Genomic DNA, 17,219 nt, shown 5'->3' on the forward strand with positions numbered 1-17,219 from the left:
CTTCAGTCTGCTAGCTCGCTGACCTGATAGCGCGACCTGGCCAGCCATTCCGGATTGATTTCAATGCCCCATCCCGGCGCGTCCGTCACGGTCACCTGGCCGCCTTCAACGCGGAAGGGATCGTTGAGGAAGAGACCTTCCTGCCAAGGATAATAGTCGCGACCCTCGATCGAAAATTCAAGATATTTGCCTGCCGTCTTGATGGCGCGCAGATAGTGCATGGTGAACAGCGTGACCAGAGACAGGTTGGCGGCGTGTGGCGTGACCGGCATGCCGGCGGCTTCGGCCATCCGCGCCACCCTCAGGCTGCGCGAAATGCCGCCCAGATAACAGATATCGGGCTGCAGCACATCGACAACCTGGTCCTTGATCATCAGCCGCCAGTTTTCGATCATGCAGTCCTGCTCGCCCCCGGTAATGTCGATGTCGAGCGCTTCCTTGACTTCTTTGGTCTGGTCGAATTCCCAGTAGGGGCAGGGCTCTTCGTAGTGGGAAATGCCGTTATCCTGGAGCAAATGCCCGATTTCGATCGCCTTTGCCGGGGAATAGCAGGAATTGGCGTCCACCAGCAGAGCCGCCTCTTGCCCCAGCGCACCGGCAATCATCGGCACGATTTCCTCTGTGCGTCCCGGCCATTCGTCCTGATTGTGGCCAACCTCGGCGCCAATGCGGAATTTGAAGGCATCGAAACCATATTCGCCCCTCAGACGCAGGAAGCGCTCCCGCTCATCGGCAGGGGTGATGTCGCGCTTCATCGAGGAGGCATAGGCCCTGAGCGTGCCGGGCGTGCCGCCGATCAGCGAACAGACCGGCTTGTCGGCACGCTTGCCCGCCATGTCCCAGAGCGCCGTGTCAACGCCGCCCATGGCGCGGCGCAGATAGGCGCCGGGAAACTTGTGTTCCCTGTCGCGGGCATGATCAACCATCGCGTCGATATCGTTGCAATCAAAACCGAGCACATGCGGTGCAATCTGCCGGTGAAGGACCTCGGCGGTGATATCGGCGAAATAGGGAGCGACCTGCCCCCAGCCGGTGGCCCCGTCCTCTGCGGTGGCGCGGACAAAGCAGATGAATTGGTCGGTGAATGTTTCGATCTTGGTAAGTTTCATAAGACTTCGATTGCTCTGGTCAACTTGTACTTCATCTCATTTGCGGCATAATTGGCGCATCAGACATATCCATTTCGGAACTTGTTCCAGACCAATTTCATCTTAATCGCGAGGTTTGCGACGTATGAAGCATTCGGCCGGTGCGCTTCTTTCCTTTATCAAGCTCGACCGCACCTCTCGCAAAGGTGTAGGCGTCCAGCTCTATATGGCGCTGCGTGACATCATCCTTTCCGGTGGTCTGCGTGCCGGTGACCGCCTGCCGGCGACGCGCATTCTGGCGCGTGAGCTTGGCGTATCGCGAACGACGGTGATTGATGCGGTCGAGCGCCTCGTCGTTGAAGGCATGCTGGTGTCACGGGTCGGAGCCGGCACATTCGTCAGCGATGCGCTTGATGCCCAGCGCCCGCAGCAAGGCTTGCCCGAGCCGGCGAAAACAGTGAGCAAGCCGCGGCTTTCCTACGCCATCACCCATGCCGAGCCAGCCTATGCTCGACGAACCTGGCTGCCACATGAAGCGCGCGCCTTCATCACCGCACTGCCGGCACTCGATGCCTTCCCGATGACCAACTGGGCGCGCATTTCCGCCCGACAGCTGCGCGGCGCGCGCAGCAAGGTCATGGGTTACGGCGAGCCGAAGGGCATGCGGGCGCTGCGAAGGGCGATTGCCACGCATCTGAGCGCGCTGAAAGGCATTCGCTGCCATGAAGAACAGATCTTCATCACCTGTGGTGCACAGCATGGCTTCGCGCTGATCGGGCATATGCTGCTCAACCCCGGTGACCGGGTGTGGATGGAAAACCCCGGCGCATCCGGCGCTCGGAACGCATTTCTGTCGCAGGGGGCGGAGCTGGTTCCGGTCAATATCGATGAAGAAGGCATGGTCGTCGCCGATGGCCTGAAGAAGTCACCGCATTTCCGCCTGGCCTTTGTGACGCCGACGCATCAGCAGCCGCTCGGCCATGTCATGTCCCTGGCGCGGCGTTTCGAACTGCTACGTGCCGCCGAAGAAGCGCAGGGCCTGGTCATCGAAGATGATTATGATGGCGAATTCTACTTTGACAATGCGCCACAGCCCGCGCTCTACAGCACCGATACATCCGGGCGCGTGCTCTATGTCGGGACCTTTTCGAAGTCACTGTTTCCAGCGCTCAGACTTGGTTTCATCCTGGTACCCGAAAGCATGATCGATGCCTTCGACCAGACCTTTGCAGCCTGGGCCAGCGGCCCGGCAACCGCCACGCAGGCGATTGTCGCCGATTTCATGGATGAGGGTCATTTCGCCACGCATATCCGGCTCATGCGCAGGCTTTACAAGGCCCGCTATGATGCCCTGAGAGATGCCGCAAGCTCGCTTCCTGAAACCGTCCGGCTGCAGGAAACCAGAAGCGGATTTCACGCAACCGCCGACCTCGCGCCGCATATCGACGCGAAACTGGTGGTCGAACAGGCACGCGAACGCGGTGTCATCCTGGCACCGCTTTCGCGCTATTGCCTTGCCCCGATCGAGAAGAATGGACTTGTGTTCGGCTTCGGCAGTGCGCCGCCGGAAGAGTTGCGCAAGGGGATCGACATTGTGCGCGATCTCCCGGCACTCCAGTCAAATTGGTCTGCATAATTTGTCAAATTGGATATCACGACCAATCCATTCCTTTCATAGTTTTCATTTACCGGTCACGCCAGCCTGACATGACCATCGAGCCAAGGAACTTCTGAAAGGACCGAAATATGCAAGTGCTTGACCGCGTCGAGCTCTATCTGGTGAAAACGCCATTGCCTGCGCCGCACGCGCCGTCTTGGATCCCCGGAACAATCAGAACCCATGTCTCGATGTGTATTGTCCGGTTCATCACCGATGACGGCGTTGAAGGCTGGAGCGGTTTTCCGGCGTCCGGGCGCGAACGCGCCGGCCTTGGCGACCTTCTCGCCGGCCTGTTTCTCGGGCAGGACGCAAGTGACATCGATAACCTTGCCGAGCGGATTCAGATCCTGGCTGCCGGAGGCAATTTCAACTGGTGGCTGGAGCCGGCATTCTGGGACATCAAGGCGAAGACGGCCGGAATGCCGCTCTACAAATACCTTGGCGGAACCGACGACCGGATCAAGCTCTATGCCTCTGCCGGAGAACTGAAAGCACCGCCGGCGCGCCGCGAGGAAGCTGAAGCCCGTTTTGCCGAGGGCTTCGACACGATGAAGGTCCGTGTTCACGACTTTGATGAGGCGGTCGACATCGCGCATATCTCCGACATCGCGACCTATATGCAGGGCCGGATGAAGATCTCGGTCGATTGCAACCAGGCCTTCCGGCTGACCCAGAACGGCAAGGCGCCGCTCTGGTCGCTGGAGCGCGCCAAGCGTTTTGTCGATGCGGCAGCCGATGTCGGCCTTGCCTGGGTGGAAGAGCCGCTGTTCGGCGAATGGCACGAGGAAATAGCGCAGCTGACGACCCATTCGCGCGTCCCTGTCGCCGGTGGCGAACTACATGTCATGGGTTATCGCGAACTGGCGCGGATGCTGAAAATGGGCTGCTACAACATCTATCAGCCCGATGCGATGTGGGCCGGCGGCATCAGCCAGAGCCTGAAGATGGCGGCCTTGTGCCGGGAGAAGGGGCTGAAGTTCACGCCGCATTGCTGGTCAAACGGATTCGGCTTCATCGTCAATGCGCATGTCTTCGCCGCCAGCGGCTTTGCCGGCGAGGCGCTGTTTGAATACCCGATCGCAGCGCCCGGATGGATACCGGAAGCCCGTGACATGATCTTCACCCAGCCTTTCCTGCACGACAAGGGCTGGTTCAATATGCCGCAAGCACCCGGCCTTGGCTTCGAGATCGATCCTGACAGCCTGGAAAAGTATGGACAATGCTTCTTCAGGGCCAGCCGCAAGGACATCCATTGGATGCCTGAGGTTCTCTCCGGATTCTGACCGGCATTGTGAATGTGCAGATCCCGCCGGCCTGGTCGCGGGGTCTGCGTATCATCGTTTTTCAGCAGAAATGGTCTGATGAAATCATCAAATTGGATATCACGAGCCGTCCATTTCTCTCATACGGTTTTCTTAACGAAGATCAAAGCCGTCCGTTACCCGGCAACCGAGCGGATAGGCCACCGAACATAGGAAAATCGCATGCGCGCCGCGCAACCAAGCACAACGCCATACTGGCACATGGATCTGGGTCCTGCCCCCGTCACCCTATCAGAGCCGCGCAAACAGGCGGATCTGGTGATTGTCGGTTCTGGCTACACGGGTTTGAATGCCGCACTGGTTGCCGCGCGCGGCGGGCGCTCCGTTCTTGTGCTTGATGCCGAGGCACCGGGTTTTGGCTGCTCAGCGCGCAATGGCGGTCAGATCAGCACCAGCGTGAAACCGTCGCTTTCAACGCTGGCGGCGAAGTTCGGAGAACGAAAGGCCCGCGCCATTCGCAAGTCCGGTGTCGACGCTCTGGACTGGTTCGGCCAGTTTGTCACCGCTGAGGGCTTCGACTGCGATTTCGAGCGCAATGGCCGCTTTCATGCCGCCCATACGCCCGAGCATTACGAGGTCCTTGTGCGGGAAGCGGAAAAGCTGCGGCGCGACGAAGGCATCGAAACCTTTGCCGTTCCGCGCGCCGAGCAGCATAAGGAGCTCGGCAGCGACACCTATCACGGCGGTGTGGTCTATCCGAAGCATTGTGCGCTTCAGCCGGCAAAATATCACCGCGCCCTGATGCAGCGGGCGCTCGCGGCCGGCGTCGAGATTGCCGGACATTGCCGGGTCACGGGTATCGAGCGCAAGGGCAGCGGCTTTAAGGTGAGAACGGAAAAGGGGCCGGTTTCGGCGCGCAATGTTCTCGTCGCGACCAATGGTTACACGACCGGCGCAACGCCATGGCTGCAACGGCGTGTGATCCCGATCGGCAGCTACATGATCGCGACCGAGGAATTGCCTGAGGGCGTGGTTGACCGCCTGTTTCCGACAGGGCGGATCGCCAGCGACACCTGCAAGGTGCTTTACTATTACCGCGCCAGCCCTGACCGGAAGCGCATTCTCTTCGGTGGCCGCGTCTCCGCGTCCGAGATGGATCCGTCGGTCAGCGGGCCGAGGCTTCGAGAGGCGATGATCCGGATCTTTCCGGAACTGACGAGCGCCTCGATCAGCCATTCCTGGACCGGCTTCGTCGCCTACTCGTTTGATGAACTGGCCCACACCGGCTGCCATGACGGCGTTCATTATGCGCTCGGCTATTGCGGCTCGGGCGTGTCGATGGCGAGCTATCTCGGCATGAAGGCCGGGCTGAAGATACTGGGATCGCCGGAAGGGAAGACCGCCTTCGACGATCTGACACACCCGACCCGGCCACTCTATTTCGGCAAGCCCTGGTTCCTGCCCGCTGCGGTGACCTGGTACCGCTTTGTCGACAAGCACCCATGGGCCGGGGGAAAGCCGCACGTCTAGTGCCACGCGACCCGAAAATCAAAACAGATGGCGGATCTGAGCATAACGAGAAAATCGAAGACTCCAAAAAGAGAAAGAGGGAAAATGAACAGCAGATTGACTTTGACACTGATAGCAACGCTGCTTGCCTCATCGGCGATGGCGCAGGACAACGAATTGACGGTCGCCTCCTGGGGCGGCTCGTTTCAGGACGCTGAAAGCAAGGCACTCTTCGAGCCGGCTGCCAAGGCGATGGGCATCAACCTGACGCAGGAAACCTATAGCGGCATGTCGGATGTCCGCCTGCAGGTCCAGACGGGTCAGGTCACCTTCGACCTGGTCGCCAGCGGCACCGGTTCGGCGGCGCGTGCGGGCGCAGAAGGCCTGCTCGAGCCGATCGACTATAATGTCGTTGACGTCTCCCATTTCCTGAAGGGCACCTATTCCGACTATTGCGTCGGCAGCGACGTGTTCTCCACGACCTATGCCTGGAACACCGACACCTACGGCGCGGATGGTCCCAACAGCTGGGCCGATTTCTGGGACACCGAGAAGTTTCCCGGCAGCCGTGCCTATCGCGGCAACAGTGTCGCCGGTGTTCTGGAGCCGGCCCTGATGGCCGATGGCGTTGCGCCTGAGGATGTCTACAAGGTTCTCGATTCCGAAGATGGTATCAAACGCGCCATCGACAAGATCCGCGAACTGAAGCCGAATATTGAAGTCTTCTGGTCTTCGGGTGCCCAGCAGGCACAGCTGATGAAGGATGGCGAGGTCGACATGACCACCGGCTGGAACGGCCGTTTTGACACCGCCGCCAGGGATGGCGGCAAGGTCGCCTACAGCTTCAACCAGGGCCTGGCCGACGTTGACTGCTTTGCCATCCCGAAGGGCGCGCCGCACAAGGAGCTGGCGATGAAGTTCCTGGCCGAAATTTCCAAGGCTGAATACCAGGACGATCTGCCGAAATACATCACCTACGGCCCCACCAACACGCTTGCCTATGAGACGGGCGAGATTTCGCCGGAAGTTGCCGCAACGCTTCCGTCCTCGCCGGAGAATGCAGCCAAACAGCTTCCGATCTCGCTTGACTGGTATATCAAGTGGGAAACGACAGCCAATGAAATGTATCAGGACATGCTGACCGAATAGTGGTCCGGGTCCGAGTTTGAAAAGGGGGAGCGGAGCGCCCTTGTCTGGTGCCCGTTCCCCCGCAATGCTGCCTATCCAATCTCTGAAGCTCCCTTGGGAGGAATGGCCTTGACGGCTCGAAATACCGAAGCGCTGCCGATTAGCGTCAGCCACATTACCAAGACTTACGGGAAAGTTCACGCGCTTGACGATGTCTCGCTGGAGGTCAGGAGCGGTGAATTCCTGACCCTGCTCGGTCCGTCCGGCTCGGGCAAGACCACGCTTCTGATGGTTCTTGCAGGCTTTACCCGGCCCGACAGCGGCAGCCTGAAATTCGGCGATCGCGAAGTGATCCGCCTCGCCCCGCACTTGCGCGATGTCGGCATGACGTTTCAAAACTACGCGCTGTTTCCGCATATGACCGTGGCAGGCAATGTTGCCTATCCGCTGAAGCTGCGGAAAGTGCCCAAGGCCGAGATCGCCACGCGGGTTGAGCGCGCCCTGGAAACGGTGCAGCTCGGCGGTTATGGCAATCGCCGCATCACCCAGCTTTCCGGCGGTCAGCGCCAGCGCGTCGCCCTCGCCCGCTCGATCGTCTTCGAGCCGCGCATCCTGCTGATGGACGAACCGCTCTCGGCGCTCGACAAGAAGCTGCGCGACCAGATGCAGATCGAGCTTCGCCATCTGCATGAAAAGCTCGGCATGACCACGGTCTATGTGACCCATGACCAGCGCGAGGCGCTGACCATGTCCGACCGTATCGCCGTTGTGAACCATGGCCGGATCATGCAGCTGGCTGCACCACGCGATCTCTACGAACAGCCCGCCAACCGCTTCGTTGCCGATTTCATCGGCGATTCGACCTTCCTTTCGGTTCGCCGCAGCGGCAAAGGCGTCGCCTTCGGCGATATGCCGCTGAAGATCGCCGGTTCGGTGCCGGATGCCGAAGACCTGCAGCTGATGATCCGCCCGGAGCGCATTACACTCGCCCGCGACAATAACGGTGAAAACAGCAACCGGTTTCAAGCCATTGCGCGTGAAGTGGTCTATCAGGGCGACAGCTATCTGCTGCAATCCGAACTGTCGGATGGAACGCTGATCACCATGCGCGGCGCCGTGCGCGGCGCCAATCTCTCGGTCATGCCGTCGGTTGGTGACAAGGTGATGCTCAACCTCGAGCCTGATGATGCGGTTGTCATCGACGGAAGCGAGGACTGATATGGCCGCATCCCTTGCCAACCAGACCAATGCTGCGGGGCTGAAGCACGATGAGCGGATCGAGAAGCTGAGACTTTTCGGCCTCAGCGCGCCCGCATTGCTGATCGTTTTCGTGGTTCTCGTGATCCCCGTCGGCTGGCTGTTTTATCTGTCCTTCATCGGCGCGGATGGCAGCTTTTCGCTTGAGAACTATGCGCGGATGATCAGTCGCAGTTCGTACCGCCGCATCTTCGAAATGACCTTCGAGGTCAGTGTCTTCACCACCGCTCTGACGATCCTGATCGGCTATCCGATGGCCTATTTTCTGGCGCAGCTGCCCAACCGCCTCGCCAGCATTTTCATGATTGCCGTGCTGCTGCCGTTCTGGACCTCATTGCTTGTGCGCACCTATGCCTGGCTGGTGCTGCTGCAGAAGCAGGGACTGATCAACCAGTGGGCCATTTCGCTCGGGCTCTGGGATGAGCCGATCAAGATGGTCCATGACATGAACGGCACGCTGATCGGCATGGTCCATATCATGCTGCCCTTCCTCATTCTGCCCACCTTCGGGGCCATGAAGGCGATTGACCGTGACCTGATGAAGGCCGCATCCAATCTCGGCGCCTCCCCGAGACATGCCTTCTGGACGGTATTTTTTCCGCTGACCATTCCGGGCCTCTTCGCCGGAGCGCTGATGGTCTTCATCCTCTGCCTCGGCTTTTATGTCACGCCGGCCGTTCTCGGCGGTGGCAAGGTCATCATGGTGTCGATGAAGATCGTTTCCAATATCGAGATGTTCGTCAACTGGGGCGCTGCGAGTGCGCTTGGCGTCGTGCTGCTGGTGATGACCATGATCATCCTCTGGATCGCCTCGAAATTCCTCAACCTCGACCAGATTGCGGGAGGCGGACACTGATGCTGAAATGGCTTGATACCCCCGCAACCGAGACGCAGATCACCCATGGCGGCAGGCTCTGGCTCTATGCGCTGGCAACGCTGATCATCCTGTTCCTCGTCGTGCCGACGCTGATCGTCATTCCGATGTCATTCTCCGACAGCCAGTATCTCGAATTTCCGCCGCAGCACTGGTCGCTTCGATGGTATGAGCACTATTTCGGCTCTGATGAATGGATGCGGGCAACCTGGACCTCGATCAAGGTCGCAATCCTGACCATGCTGGTCGCGACGCCGGTTGGCGTGCTCGCTGCCTATGCCTTCCATACCGCGAAACTGGCTTTCGTGCGGATCGCCTTCGTTCTGCTGATCACGCCGATGATGGTGCCGGTTGTGCTGATTGCTGTCGGTGCCTTCTATGTCTACGTCAAGCTGAACATCCTCTATACGGTCACCGGCCTGGTTCTGGCCCATACGGTGCTGGCGCTGCCGCTGGTGGTGATTGTCAGCGGATCCGCCTTCAGGACGTTCGACATGGCCCAGGAAAACGCCGCGCGCTCGCTCGGGGCGCCACGGTGGAAGGCCTTTCTGACCGTGACCCTGCCGCAGATCCGCTTTGCCGTGGTCACCGCAGCGCTTCTGGCCTTCCTGACCTCGTTTGATGAGGTGGTGGTGGCGATGTTCATCTCCGGCGGCGACAATCCGACGCTGACCCGCAACATGTTCAATGCGCTCAGAGACCAGATCGACCCGACGATCGCCTCCATCTCGACGATCATGATCCTGGTCACGACCTCGATGATGGTGCTGGCGCAGATCTTTGGCGGCAACAGGCCCTCCGAGTGAGCACGAGGTATATGCAATGACAAGTCTCGAAGCCTTCGCAGCACTTGACGATGTGGCGCTCGGCCCGTTCCAGCCGAAACCGACGACGCTGACCGCTGGTCAGGAAGAAGCCTCGGCAATGCTATGGTCTTCGCCTGACGGATCCACCAGGATCGGCGTGTGGGAATGCACCCCCGGCCGGTTCACCGCAGATCGAACCAAAGCCGGCGAATATTGCCACATCATCTCCGGCAGCGCCTCGGTGAAGAATACCGATGGCAGTGGTGAGCGCAGGCTTGCCGCCGGTGATCTTCTGGTTCTGCCGCAGGGCTGGACAGGTGAATGGGAGATCCATGAGCATGTCCGCAAGCTCTTCATCATCGAGGCGCGCTAAACCCATGGCGGAGTTCGACTTCATCGTCACCGGGGCAGGCTCTGCCGGATCGGTGCTTGCCAACCGGCTTTCGGAGGATGGCCGCTATTCGGTCCTGCTTCTGGAGGCAGGCGGCTCGGACCGCTCCTTCTGGCTGATGATGCCAATCGGTTATGGCAAGGCATTTTACGACAAGCGCTATAACTGGATGTACATGACCGAGCCCGATGAAGGGCTTGGCGGCCGCCCCAGCTACTGGCCGCGCGGCAAGGCGCTTGGCGGCTCCAGCGCCATCAATGCGATGATCTTCGTGCGCGGCCATCGCTCGGATTTCGATGGCTGGGCGGCGATGGGCAATCCCGGCTGGGGGTTTGACGATGTTCTGCCCTATTTCAAGAAGCTCGAAAGCAATGATCGCGGTGCAAATGACATGCGCGGCGGCGATGGTCCGCTCACGATCGAAAGCAAGGATAAGGATATCCACCCGACCTGCGGCAATTTCATAAGAGCGAGCACCGAAGCAGGCTTTGCCGAGAATGACGATTTCAACGGGTCGTCTCTTGAGGGCGTCGGCATCTACCAGATCACCACCAAGGGCGGCATGCGCATGTCGACAGCGCGGGCCTATCTGCGCCCGGCCCTGAAACGCAGGAATCTCAAGGTCGAAACCCATGCGCTGGCCGAGAAGATCCTCTTCGACGGCACCAGAGCCGTCGGCGTCCGGTACCGTCAAAACGGAGCGGTGCATGAGGCAAGAGCGCGCCGGGAGGTGATCGTTTCCGCCGGCGCCATCAATTCGCCGCTGCTGCTGCAGCATTCCGGCATCGGACCCGCCGCCTTGCTGCAACGCCATGGCATCCCGGTTGTCACAGCGCGCGACGGCGTTGGCCGGCACCTGCAGGATCATCTCTGCATCGATTACATGTTCACCTCCAGGGTGCCGACACTGAACGACCAGCTGTCGCCGCTTTCGGGGCGGCTGCGCTTCGGGCTGCAATATCTTCTGACCCGCAGCGGTCCCCTGTCGCTCGGCATCAATCACGCCGGCGGCTTTGTCCGCTCGCGGCCGGCGCTCGATGCCCCGAATATGCAGCTTTTCTTCTCACCGATGAGCTATTCAAAGGCGCCGCCCGGCGAACGCCCGCTGATGAAACCAGATCCCTTTTCCGGTTTTCTGCTGGGCGCACAGCCGACACGGCCGACCAGCCGCGGGCATCTGGAGATCAGAAGCGCCGACCCGGCGGCGGCCCCGCTGATCCACCCGAACTACCTTTCGACGGAATTCGACCAGCAGGAAATGATAGCCGCCTCCCGCCTTGTGCGCAGGCTTGCCGAAGCGCCGTCCCTAGCGGCGATCATCAGCTCGGAAGTCGAGCCGGGACCGGATGTGCGCTCGGATGAAGCACTGCTTGAAGATGCCCGCAGGCGGTCCGGCACGGTTTTTCATCCCGTCAGCACCTGCCGCATGGGTCCGGATCCAGTGACGGACGTCGTCGATGCTTCGCTGCGGGTTTACGGAACGGAAGCCTTGCGGGTTGTCGACGCCTCGATCTTTCCGACGCTGACCTGCGGCAACACCAATGCGCCAACCATCATGGTCGCGGAGAAGGCTGCGGATCTGGTTCTGGCCGGGCAGCGCTGAAAAGCCCGGCAGCTCTTGCGCCTGGGCAACGCCATCAGGACATGAGCGCCCGGAAAGCACTCAGACACAGGGACACAGGCGATGAGCTATCGCATCAATGCCGGAAACACGCTCTGGCGCTTTCCGGACCTCAAAACGGTCATGGCAAAGGCGACGCCGCTGCGGTCCGGCGATGTTCTGGCCGGGGTCGCCGCGCAAACGGCCGAGGAAAGCGTTGCCGCCCGCATGTGCCTCGCCGATATTCCGCTGAAGGCATTCCTGTCGGAAACCATCATACCCTATGAAGATGATGCCGTGACGCGTCTGATCCTCGACAGCCATGATCACGCCGCCTTTGCAGAAATCGCGCATCTGACCGTTGGCGGTTTTCGTGACTATCTGCTTTCTCATGGTTCAGACAGCCGGACGCTGGCGCGGATCGCCCCCGGAATCACACCGGAGATGGCGGCCGCCGTTTCCAAGCTGATGCGCAATCAGGATCTCATTCTGGCGGCCAGGAAATGCCGGGTGGTGACCCAATTCCGCAATACGATCGGCCTCGAAGGCCATATGTCGGTCCGCCTGCAGCCGAACCATCCGTCCGATGACCGGCGCGGCATTGCCGCCAGCATCGTCGACGGTCTTCTCTACGGTACGGGTGATGCCGTCATCGGGATCAATCCGGCCTCCGATAATATCGCAGTGCTGAGCGATCTCGTCGAGATGATGGCAGAGATCGTCGCCCGCTACGAAATCCCGACACAGACTTGCGTGCTGACCCATGTGACGACATCCATCGAAATGGCGAACAGGGGCATGCCGGTTGATCTCGTCTTCCAGTCGATTGCCGGAACCGAAAAGGCCAATATGTCGTTTGGGATCTCGCTTGAAATGCTGCAGGAAGGCTACGAGGCTGGGCTTGCGCTGAAGCGCGGAACAGTCGGCGAAAACCTGATGTATTTCGAAACCGGACAGGGTTCGGCGCTTTCTGCCGATGCCAATTTCGGCTGCGATCAGCAAACTCTGGAGGCGCGCGCCTATGGTGTGGCACGCGCCTACGCGCCGCTTCTGGTCAATACGGTGGTCGGGTTTATCGGTCCGGAATATCTTTACGATGGCAAGCAGATCATTCGCGCCGGCCTGGAAGACCATTTCTGCGGCAAGCTGCTCGGCGTGCCGATGGGCTGCGATATCTGTTACACCAACCATGCCGAAGCCGATCAGGATGACATGGACACACTGCTCACGCTTTTAGGTGCTGCGGGAATCAATTTCATCATGGGCATTCCCGGTTCTGATGACGTGATGCTGAACTACCAGTCGACCTCGTTCCACGATCAGCTCTACCTGCGGGAGGTGCTCGGGCTGAAGCGGGCGCCGGAATTTCAGGCCTGGCTTGAGCGCATGCGGGTGACAGATCCGCTCGGCAAGCTGCTGCCGCAGGATAATGCTCAGGCGCTGCTGGAGATCGCGTCATGACCGGCGGAAGCGACCGGAAGAGCCAGAAAAACCGCGTTTTGAACGATCCCTGGGAGCGGCTGAAGCAATATACCGATGCGCGCATTGCCATCGGGCGCTCCGGCTCGTCGCTGCCGACGCGGGAAGTGCTCGGTTTCGCGCTGGCGCACGCCCGGGCGCGCGATGCCGTGCACACGCGCTTTGACGCCGATGCCGTGGAACAGGGGCTCAACGCACTTGGCCTCCAGACCATCCGGGTCAAAAGTCGGGCCGCCGACCGGGCGGAATACCTGACCCGCCCGGATTTCGGCAGGCGGCTTTTGCCGGAAGACGCGGATCGTCTTGCCGCGCTTGATGGCAAGCCCTGCGACATCGCGCTGGTGGTGGCCGACGGGCTGTCTTCGGCGGCCATTGGCGAGAACGCGGTTTCTTTCATTTCCGCGCTTCTGCACGAACTGAAGGAATCCCGCTTTACAATCGGAACCGTTGCCATCGTTGAAAATGGCCGGGTCGCAATAGCAGATGAGATTGCCGCGCATCTGCACGCGCGCCTGGTGGTGATGGCGATTGGCGAGCGGCCAGGCCTGTCTTCCGCCGACAGTCTTGGCGCCTATCTGACCTTCGCTCCGAAGGTGGGGCGCTCGGATGCCGAGCGGAACTGCATTTCCAATATCCGCAAGGACGGGCTGAAGCTGCCGGTTGCCGCCGGAAAGGCGGCCTGGCTGATCCGCGAGGCCATGCGCCGCGGCCTCACCGGTGTCAATCTGAAGGAAGAAACCGGGCGCTTCCTTTCCGACCGGTGACGTGCCGCCCTGCCCCTTGGCGCTTACCCGCGCGAACCGCCCCCCACGATCACAGCACACGAACTGAAAGCGCGCATCGAACGTCGCGCTGAACCTCGCCGTCAGGCCTTGCGCAGCGGAAACGAAGCAAGGCCCGGCGATCGGCGGCCCAGCACGCAGTACGTTACTTATCGTTACCATTTATTACTTATCGTTACTTCGTATTTTTAGAAAGATTCAATTATATACATTGACAATCAATGTATATATAAACATGTAAGTTACGACAAACTGGATCCGGATCATCCCGATCTTGCAATAGTCCGTCTGGTGAAACCATGGAGATAGCGATTATGGCCGAAGAGAAAAAACATTCTGGCGAAGCAGAAATGGCGCAGCTTGATCAAAAGGATCTGGAGTCCGCTTCCGGCGCCGGTTTCTTTGGTGATGTAGAAGCAGGCCTGGAAGGCGCGTGGGAAGGGGCTGCGGACAGTGTCGTGGGCTACTCCGAGGTCTTGTACCATAGCGTGAAAGAGTTTGGCATCGGCGTCGCGGCAGCCGCCGACTATGTCGCCGGGGACAAGTCGGGCGCGGCAAACAAGGTCGCAGACATCAAGAATGATTTTAACAACAACCTGATGAATGACTGGCTTCCCTATCCCGTTCCGGGGTCTAGCGAATCCAGCTGAGGGTCTGACATCGCCTCTTTGTGATGCCAATGGCGGAGCAAAGGCGGGAAACATCGGGATATCATAGCCCGAGCAGCGTTTCCCGCCTGCGGCCTCTATGCCGCTCTCGAACGTTCCATCGGAATGACATTGTCACCACTCTGGCGGGGTCTGGAATAGGACAGCCAGAGACCGAACAGCATGGCAATGGTGATGACAACGGTGAGAAAGCCAAAGAAGCCGCTGGCATTCAGCATCAGCAGCGACGGCGCAAAGATGGCCATGATCGCCGCCAGAACGCGGGCAAAGGCTATCAGGCTGCCCTGTGCCGTCGCCAGGAGCAGAACGGGGAAGAATTCCTGCGTCCAGACCTTCATCATTCCTTCAAAGGCAAGCGCAGCACCGAAACCGGAAAGAATCGAACTGATGAACAGGGTCTCGACCGTGACCCCGAAAATGGCGGGAACGGCGAAGCTCATGATGAAGCCGAGTGCGCCGGCAAGGAACCATTTGCGCCGGTTCGGGCCGTCAACCACCCGCATGAACAGCAGCATCGTGATCAGCCCGACCACCATCACACACATATAGGCGAAGGAGTAAGTGCGAACGGTGCTGTGGGCGACGTTCACAAACATGTAGCTGAGGAACTGCGCCTTGATGCTGGCGGCAATCTGGGCGAGACCATAGAAGAGGCCGAGACCGACAAACAGCGGCAGGAACGGCTTCGTCAGCAGAACCCGTATCCGCGACAGGCTGACATTGCCGTTGCCGTCCTGTTCGACCTTCGCCTTGCTCTGCTTCCAGGCCGCCGATTCCGGCAGACTGATGCGCAGCACCAGCACCACGATCGAAACGACGATGAGATGCAAAAACAGCATGCGGGCACCGAAGGCCCCCATGTCGGATACAATCGCGACGATGATCTGCGTGATCAGAATGCCGACATTCCAGAGCACCTGGGAAAAGGTGATCAGCTTTCCGCGCGCCCCCTTGGGCGCCGTCTCTCCGATCAGCGCCAGCGATGCCGGGAGATCGGCACCGGCAAAGAAGCCGAGGATCGTGCACCCGGCCAGCAGAACGGCGAAGGAACTGGCGCTTGCCATGATAACGCAGCCGACCGCCAGGCCGAACATCGTCACACTGAAGACGCGCTTGCGCCCGAAGCGATCCCCCATCCGGCCCCCCAGAAGAGCACCGACGGCCATGAAAAAGGCCAGCGACGACGAAAGATAACCAATATGCAAGCTGTCGAGATTGAGCGCCCGCTGATACATCACCAGAGCGACGCTGGTCGATGCCACGGCACTTGAATCAATATAGGATGCCATCCCCGCGACGCCGGCAACGAACCAATCCCGCCCGGTAAGACGAACCGAAACGTCAGCCATGAAATTCCTCCCGATGCCGAACCGGCCTCCCGCCAGCGGCATGTATGTCATTGTCTCATGTACTTGTCTTCAGCCGGTATCAACCCTGATGGAGAAAGGTCGATGCCGGCCGCAAAAAGGGAGCGTGCACCCTGGTCCGTCACGCCATTGCCGGAAAGAACCGATGGACAATCCAGCAAAAACCGACGCCCACTGTGCGGTTATCCTCCCGAGAAAACCGGGTGCACGCTCCAGATCCCGCGCTGGGCCTTCCGGCGCGGGAAAGCAGTCATCAAAGCACGTCGTGACGAACGGCCGTTGCAAAGATCTGCTGCGACTTGGGAAGCGGTGCAGCGGCGCCGCGAATGCCGACTCGATTGCGCAGAATGCCGATCCCCTCGGCTTCGAGCTCAACCACGGCGCCTTCCGGGAACCAGCGGTCCTGTTCGCTGCCGCTGCCGCCCGGCACAGTGCCGCTGGTGAACACGTCGCCGGGAACGATGGTCTGTACCTGGCTCACATATTCGATCAGATCTTCAAAGGACGAGCGCAGTTTGGATGTCGTCTCGGTCCAGACCTCGCCGTTGATACGCGCGACGAGACGGGCATTTTCGACGTCGAATTCATCGGGTGTCGCGATGCATGGGCCAAGGGAGCTGGCGCAGTCCTTGCACAGACCCGGTCCCATATTGATACTCATCTCACGCTGCTGGAAATCCCGCGTGCTCCAGTCGGTATAGAGCATGTAGCCGAAGATATAGGGCTTGGCATCGGCCGCAGCGATGTGGCGGCCGCTCTTGCCGATGACGGCGGCAATCTCTAGCTCATAATCGAATTTGCCTGTCAGCGCCGGCCACGGCACCAGTTCTTCCGGTCCATAGACTTCTTGAACGGTCGTCTTGTAATAGGCCGGCAGATTGTACCATTCCGGCGGAATCCGCGTCAGCGATGGCTCCATGCCGCCGATCTTCCTCTTCATGGTCTCGATCGAAGACAGCATGTGCTGTTCGGAGAGCGAAAAGTTGCGGATCGAGCGGGGAACCGGAAGCGGCGTCAGCAGACGCACCGCATCCAGCGGATGAACGACGGTCATGTCCTCAAACTGCATCAGAGCCTTTGCCGTGACAAATTCGACGGCTTCGCGCAATGCGGCAAGGGCATCGTCGCCGCGATCGATAAAGGTCAGGAGGTCGCTCGGGCATTCGAATGCCGCGGCGGCGGCGGCATTGTGGTGGCCGTTTTCGGACAGAAATGCCTCACGGGCCGCGGTGATGTCGATGACGGTGTCATCAGCGCCGAGAACACCGGCGCGGCGGACAGGCCCGACCGCTGTGCCGACTTCGTATGTTACAAATCGCATGGTGTTTATTCCTTCTCTTGCATGCGT

The 17,219-nt window shown here is 60.0% G+C and carries 15 protein-coding genes; 12 read left to right on the plus strand and 3 right to left on the minus strand.

Features of this window, described 5'->3' with window-relative positions; all coding sequences use genetic code 11:
* Window positions 1-2 precede the first annotated feature (2 nt).
* Complete coding sequence (locus HCK86_RS02100) at window positions 3-1,109, minus strand: mandelate racemase/muconate lactonizing enzyme family protein (RefSeq protein WP_176082799.1); 1,107 nt, start codon at window positions 1,107-1,109, stop codon at window positions 3-5.
* A gap of 124 nt (window positions 1,110-1,233) precedes the next feature.
* Here HCK86_RS02100 and HCK86_RS02105 point away from each other — a divergent pair, with 124 nt between their 5' ends.
* From HCK86_RS02105 to HCK86_RS02160, 12 genes are all read left to right on the plus strand, one after another.
* The gene (locus HCK86_RS02105) at window positions 1,234-2,724 is read left to right on the plus strand and encodes a PLP-dependent aminotransferase family protein (RefSeq protein WP_176082800.1); all 1,491 of its coding nucleotides are present in this window, start codon (window positions 1,234-1,236) and stop codon (window positions 2,722-2,724) included.
* A gap of 110 nt (window positions 2,725-2,834) precedes the next feature.
* Complete coding sequence (locus HCK86_RS02110; RefSeq protein WP_176082801.1) at window positions 2,835-4,031, plus strand: mandelate racemase/muconate lactonizing enzyme family protein; 1,197 nt, start codon at window positions 2,835-2,837, stop codon at window positions 4,029-4,031.
* A gap of 201 nt (window positions 4,032-4,232) precedes the next feature.
* Window positions 4,233-5,540: an FAD-dependent oxidoreductase gene (locus tag HCK86_RS02115; RefSeq protein WP_176082802.1), complete on the plus strand. Its 1,308-nt coding sequence runs from the start codon at window positions 4,233-4,235 to the stop codon at window positions 5,538-5,540.
* An 84-nt stretch (window positions 5,541-5,624) separates the two neighbouring features.
* A complete protein-coding gene (locus HCK86_RS02120; protein WP_176082803.1) occupies window positions 5,625-6,668 on the plus strand; it encodes an ABC transporter substrate-binding protein in 1,044 nt (347 codons plus the stop codon).
* 102 nt (window positions 6,669-6,770) lie between these two features.
* Window positions 6,771-7,865: an ABC transporter ATP-binding protein gene (locus tag HCK86_RS02125; protein ID WP_176082804.1), complete on the plus strand. Its 1,095-nt coding sequence runs from the start codon at window positions 6,771-6,773 to the stop codon at window positions 7,863-7,865.
* Window position 7,866: 1 nt separating this feature from the next.
* Window positions 7,867-8,760, plus strand: a complete 894-nt coding sequence (locus tag HCK86_RS02130) for an ABC transporter permease (RefSeq protein WP_176082805.1) — start codon at window positions 7,867-7,869, stop codon at window positions 8,758-8,760.
* The gene (locus HCK86_RS02135; protein ID WP_176082806.1) at window positions 8,760-9,584 is read left to right on the plus strand and encodes an ABC transporter permease; all 825 of its coding nucleotides are present in this window, start codon (window positions 8,760-8,762) and stop codon (window positions 9,582-9,584) included. The genes HCK86_RS02130 and HCK86_RS02135 overlap by 1 nt, the downstream gene beginning before the upstream one ends.
* 16 nt (window positions 9,585-9,600) lie before the next feature.
* Window positions 9,601-9,957 (plus strand): cupin domain-containing protein, encoded by a 357-nt coding sequence (locus tag HCK86_RS02140; RefSeq protein ID WP_176082807.1) that lies wholly within the window; start codon window positions 9,601-9,603, stop codon window positions 9,955-9,957.
* Between the two features lie 4 nt (window positions 9,958-9,961).
* Window positions 9,962-11,578 (plus strand): GMC family oxidoreductase N-terminal domain-containing protein, encoded by a 1,617-nt coding sequence (locus HCK86_RS02145; protein WP_176082808.1) that lies wholly within the window; start codon window positions 9,962-9,964, stop codon window positions 11,576-11,578.
* A gap of 81 nt (window positions 11,579-11,659) precedes the next feature.
* On the plus strand, window positions 11,660-13,036 hold the full coding sequence (locus HCK86_RS02150; RefSeq protein ID WP_176082809.1) for an ethanolamine ammonia-lyase subunit EutB: 1,377 nt from the start codon (window positions 11,660-11,662) through the stop codon (window positions 13,034-13,036).
* Window positions 13,033-13,818 (plus strand): ethanolamine ammonia-lyase subunit EutC, encoded by a 786-nt coding sequence (gene eutC, locus HCK86_RS02155; RefSeq protein WP_176082810.1) that lies wholly within the window; start codon window positions 13,033-13,035, stop codon window positions 13,816-13,818. Before HCK86_RS02150 ends, eutC begins: the two co-directional genes overlap by 4 nt.
* A 332-nt stretch (window positions 13,819-14,150) precedes the next feature.
* The gene (locus tag HCK86_RS02160) at window positions 14,151-14,486 is read left to right on the plus strand and encodes a hypothetical protein (protein WP_176082811.1); all 336 of its coding nucleotides are present in this window, start codon (window positions 14,151-14,153) and stop codon (window positions 14,484-14,486) included.
* Window positions 14,487-14,581: 95 nt separating this feature from the next.
* Here HCK86_RS02160 and HCK86_RS02165 read toward each other — a convergent pair whose 3' ends face one another.
* Together HCK86_RS02165 and HCK86_RS02170 are read right to left on the minus strand one after the other, a co-directional pair.
* A complete protein-coding gene (locus tag HCK86_RS02165) occupies window positions 14,582-15,853 on the minus strand; it encodes an MFS transporter (protein ID WP_176082812.1) in 1,272 nt (423 codons plus the stop codon).
* A gap of 271 nt (window positions 15,854-16,124) precedes the next feature.
* The gene (locus HCK86_RS02170) at window positions 16,125-17,192 is read right to left on the minus strand and encodes a fumarylacetoacetate hydrolase family protein (RefSeq protein ID WP_176082813.1); all 1,068 of its coding nucleotides are present in this window, start codon (window positions 17,190-17,192) and stop codon (window positions 16,125-16,127) included.
* Window positions 17,193-17,219: the final 27 nt, after the last annotated feature.

This window comes from Martelella sp. HB161492 (genome assembly GCF_013184775.1).
Classification (GTDB): Bacteria; Pseudomonadota; Alphaproteobacteria; order Rhizobiales; family Rhizobiaceae; genus Martelella.

What these genes read in the sequence shown, in the direction of transcription:
- HCK86_RS02100 (WP_176082799.1), bottom strand. Translation starts at nt 1,109, where the DNA reads ATGAAACTTACCAAGATCGAAACATTCACCGACCAATTCATCTGCTTT.
- HCK86_RS02105 (WP_176082800.1), top strand. Translation starts at nt 1,234, where the DNA reads ATGAAGCATTCGGCCGGTGCGCTTCTTTCCTTTATCAAGCTCGACCGC.
- HCK86_RS02110 (WP_176082801.1), top strand. Translation starts at nt 2,835, where the DNA reads ATGCAAGTGCTTGACCGCGTCGAGCTCTATCTGGTGAAAACGCCATTG.
- HCK86_RS02115 (WP_176082802.1), top strand. Translation starts at nt 4,233, where the DNA reads ATGCGCGCCGCGCAACCAAGCACAACGCCATACTGGCACATGGATCTG.
- HCK86_RS02120 (WP_176082803.1), top strand. Translation starts at nt 5,625, where the DNA reads ATGAACAGCAGATTGACTTTGACACTGATAGCAACGCTGCTTGCCTCA.
- HCK86_RS02125 (WP_176082804.1), top strand. Translation starts at nt 6,771, where the DNA reads ATGGCCTTGACGGCTCGAAATACCGAAGCGCTGCCGATTAGCGTCAGC.
- HCK86_RS02130 (WP_176082805.1), top strand. Translation starts at nt 7,867, where the DNA reads ATGGCCGCATCCCTTGCCAACCAGACCAATGCTGCGGGGCTGAAGCAC.
- HCK86_RS02135 (WP_176082806.1), top strand. Translation starts at nt 8,760, where the DNA reads ATGCTGAAATGGCTTGATACCCCCGCAACCGAGACGCAGATCACCCAT.
- HCK86_RS02140 (WP_176082807.1), top strand. Translation starts at nt 9,601, where the DNA reads ATGACAAGTCTCGAAGCCTTCGCAGCACTTGACGATGTGGCGCTCGGC.
- HCK86_RS02145 (WP_176082808.1), top strand. Translation starts at nt 9,962, where the DNA reads ATGGCGGAGTTCGACTTCATCGTCACCGGGGCAGGCTCTGCCGGATCG.
- HCK86_RS02150 (WP_176082809.1), top strand. Translation starts at nt 11,660, where the DNA reads ATGAGCTATCGCATCAATGCCGGAAACACGCTCTGGCGCTTTCCGGAC.
- eutC (WP_176082810.1), top strand. Translation starts at nt 13,033, where the DNA reads ATGACCGGCGGAAGCGACCGGAAGAGCCAGAAAAACCGCGTTTTGAAC.
- HCK86_RS02160 (WP_176082811.1), top strand. Translation starts at nt 14,151, where the DNA reads ATGGCCGAAGAGAAAAAACATTCTGGCGAAGCAGAAATGGCGCAGCTT.
- HCK86_RS02165 (WP_176082812.1), bottom strand. Translation starts at nt 15,853, where the DNA reads ATGGCTGACGTTTCGGTTCGTCTTACCGGGCGGGATTGGTTCGTTGCC.
- HCK86_RS02170 (WP_176082813.1), bottom strand. Translation starts at nt 17,192, where the DNA reads ATGCGATTTGTAACATACGAAGTCGGCACAGCGGTCGGGCCTGTCCGC.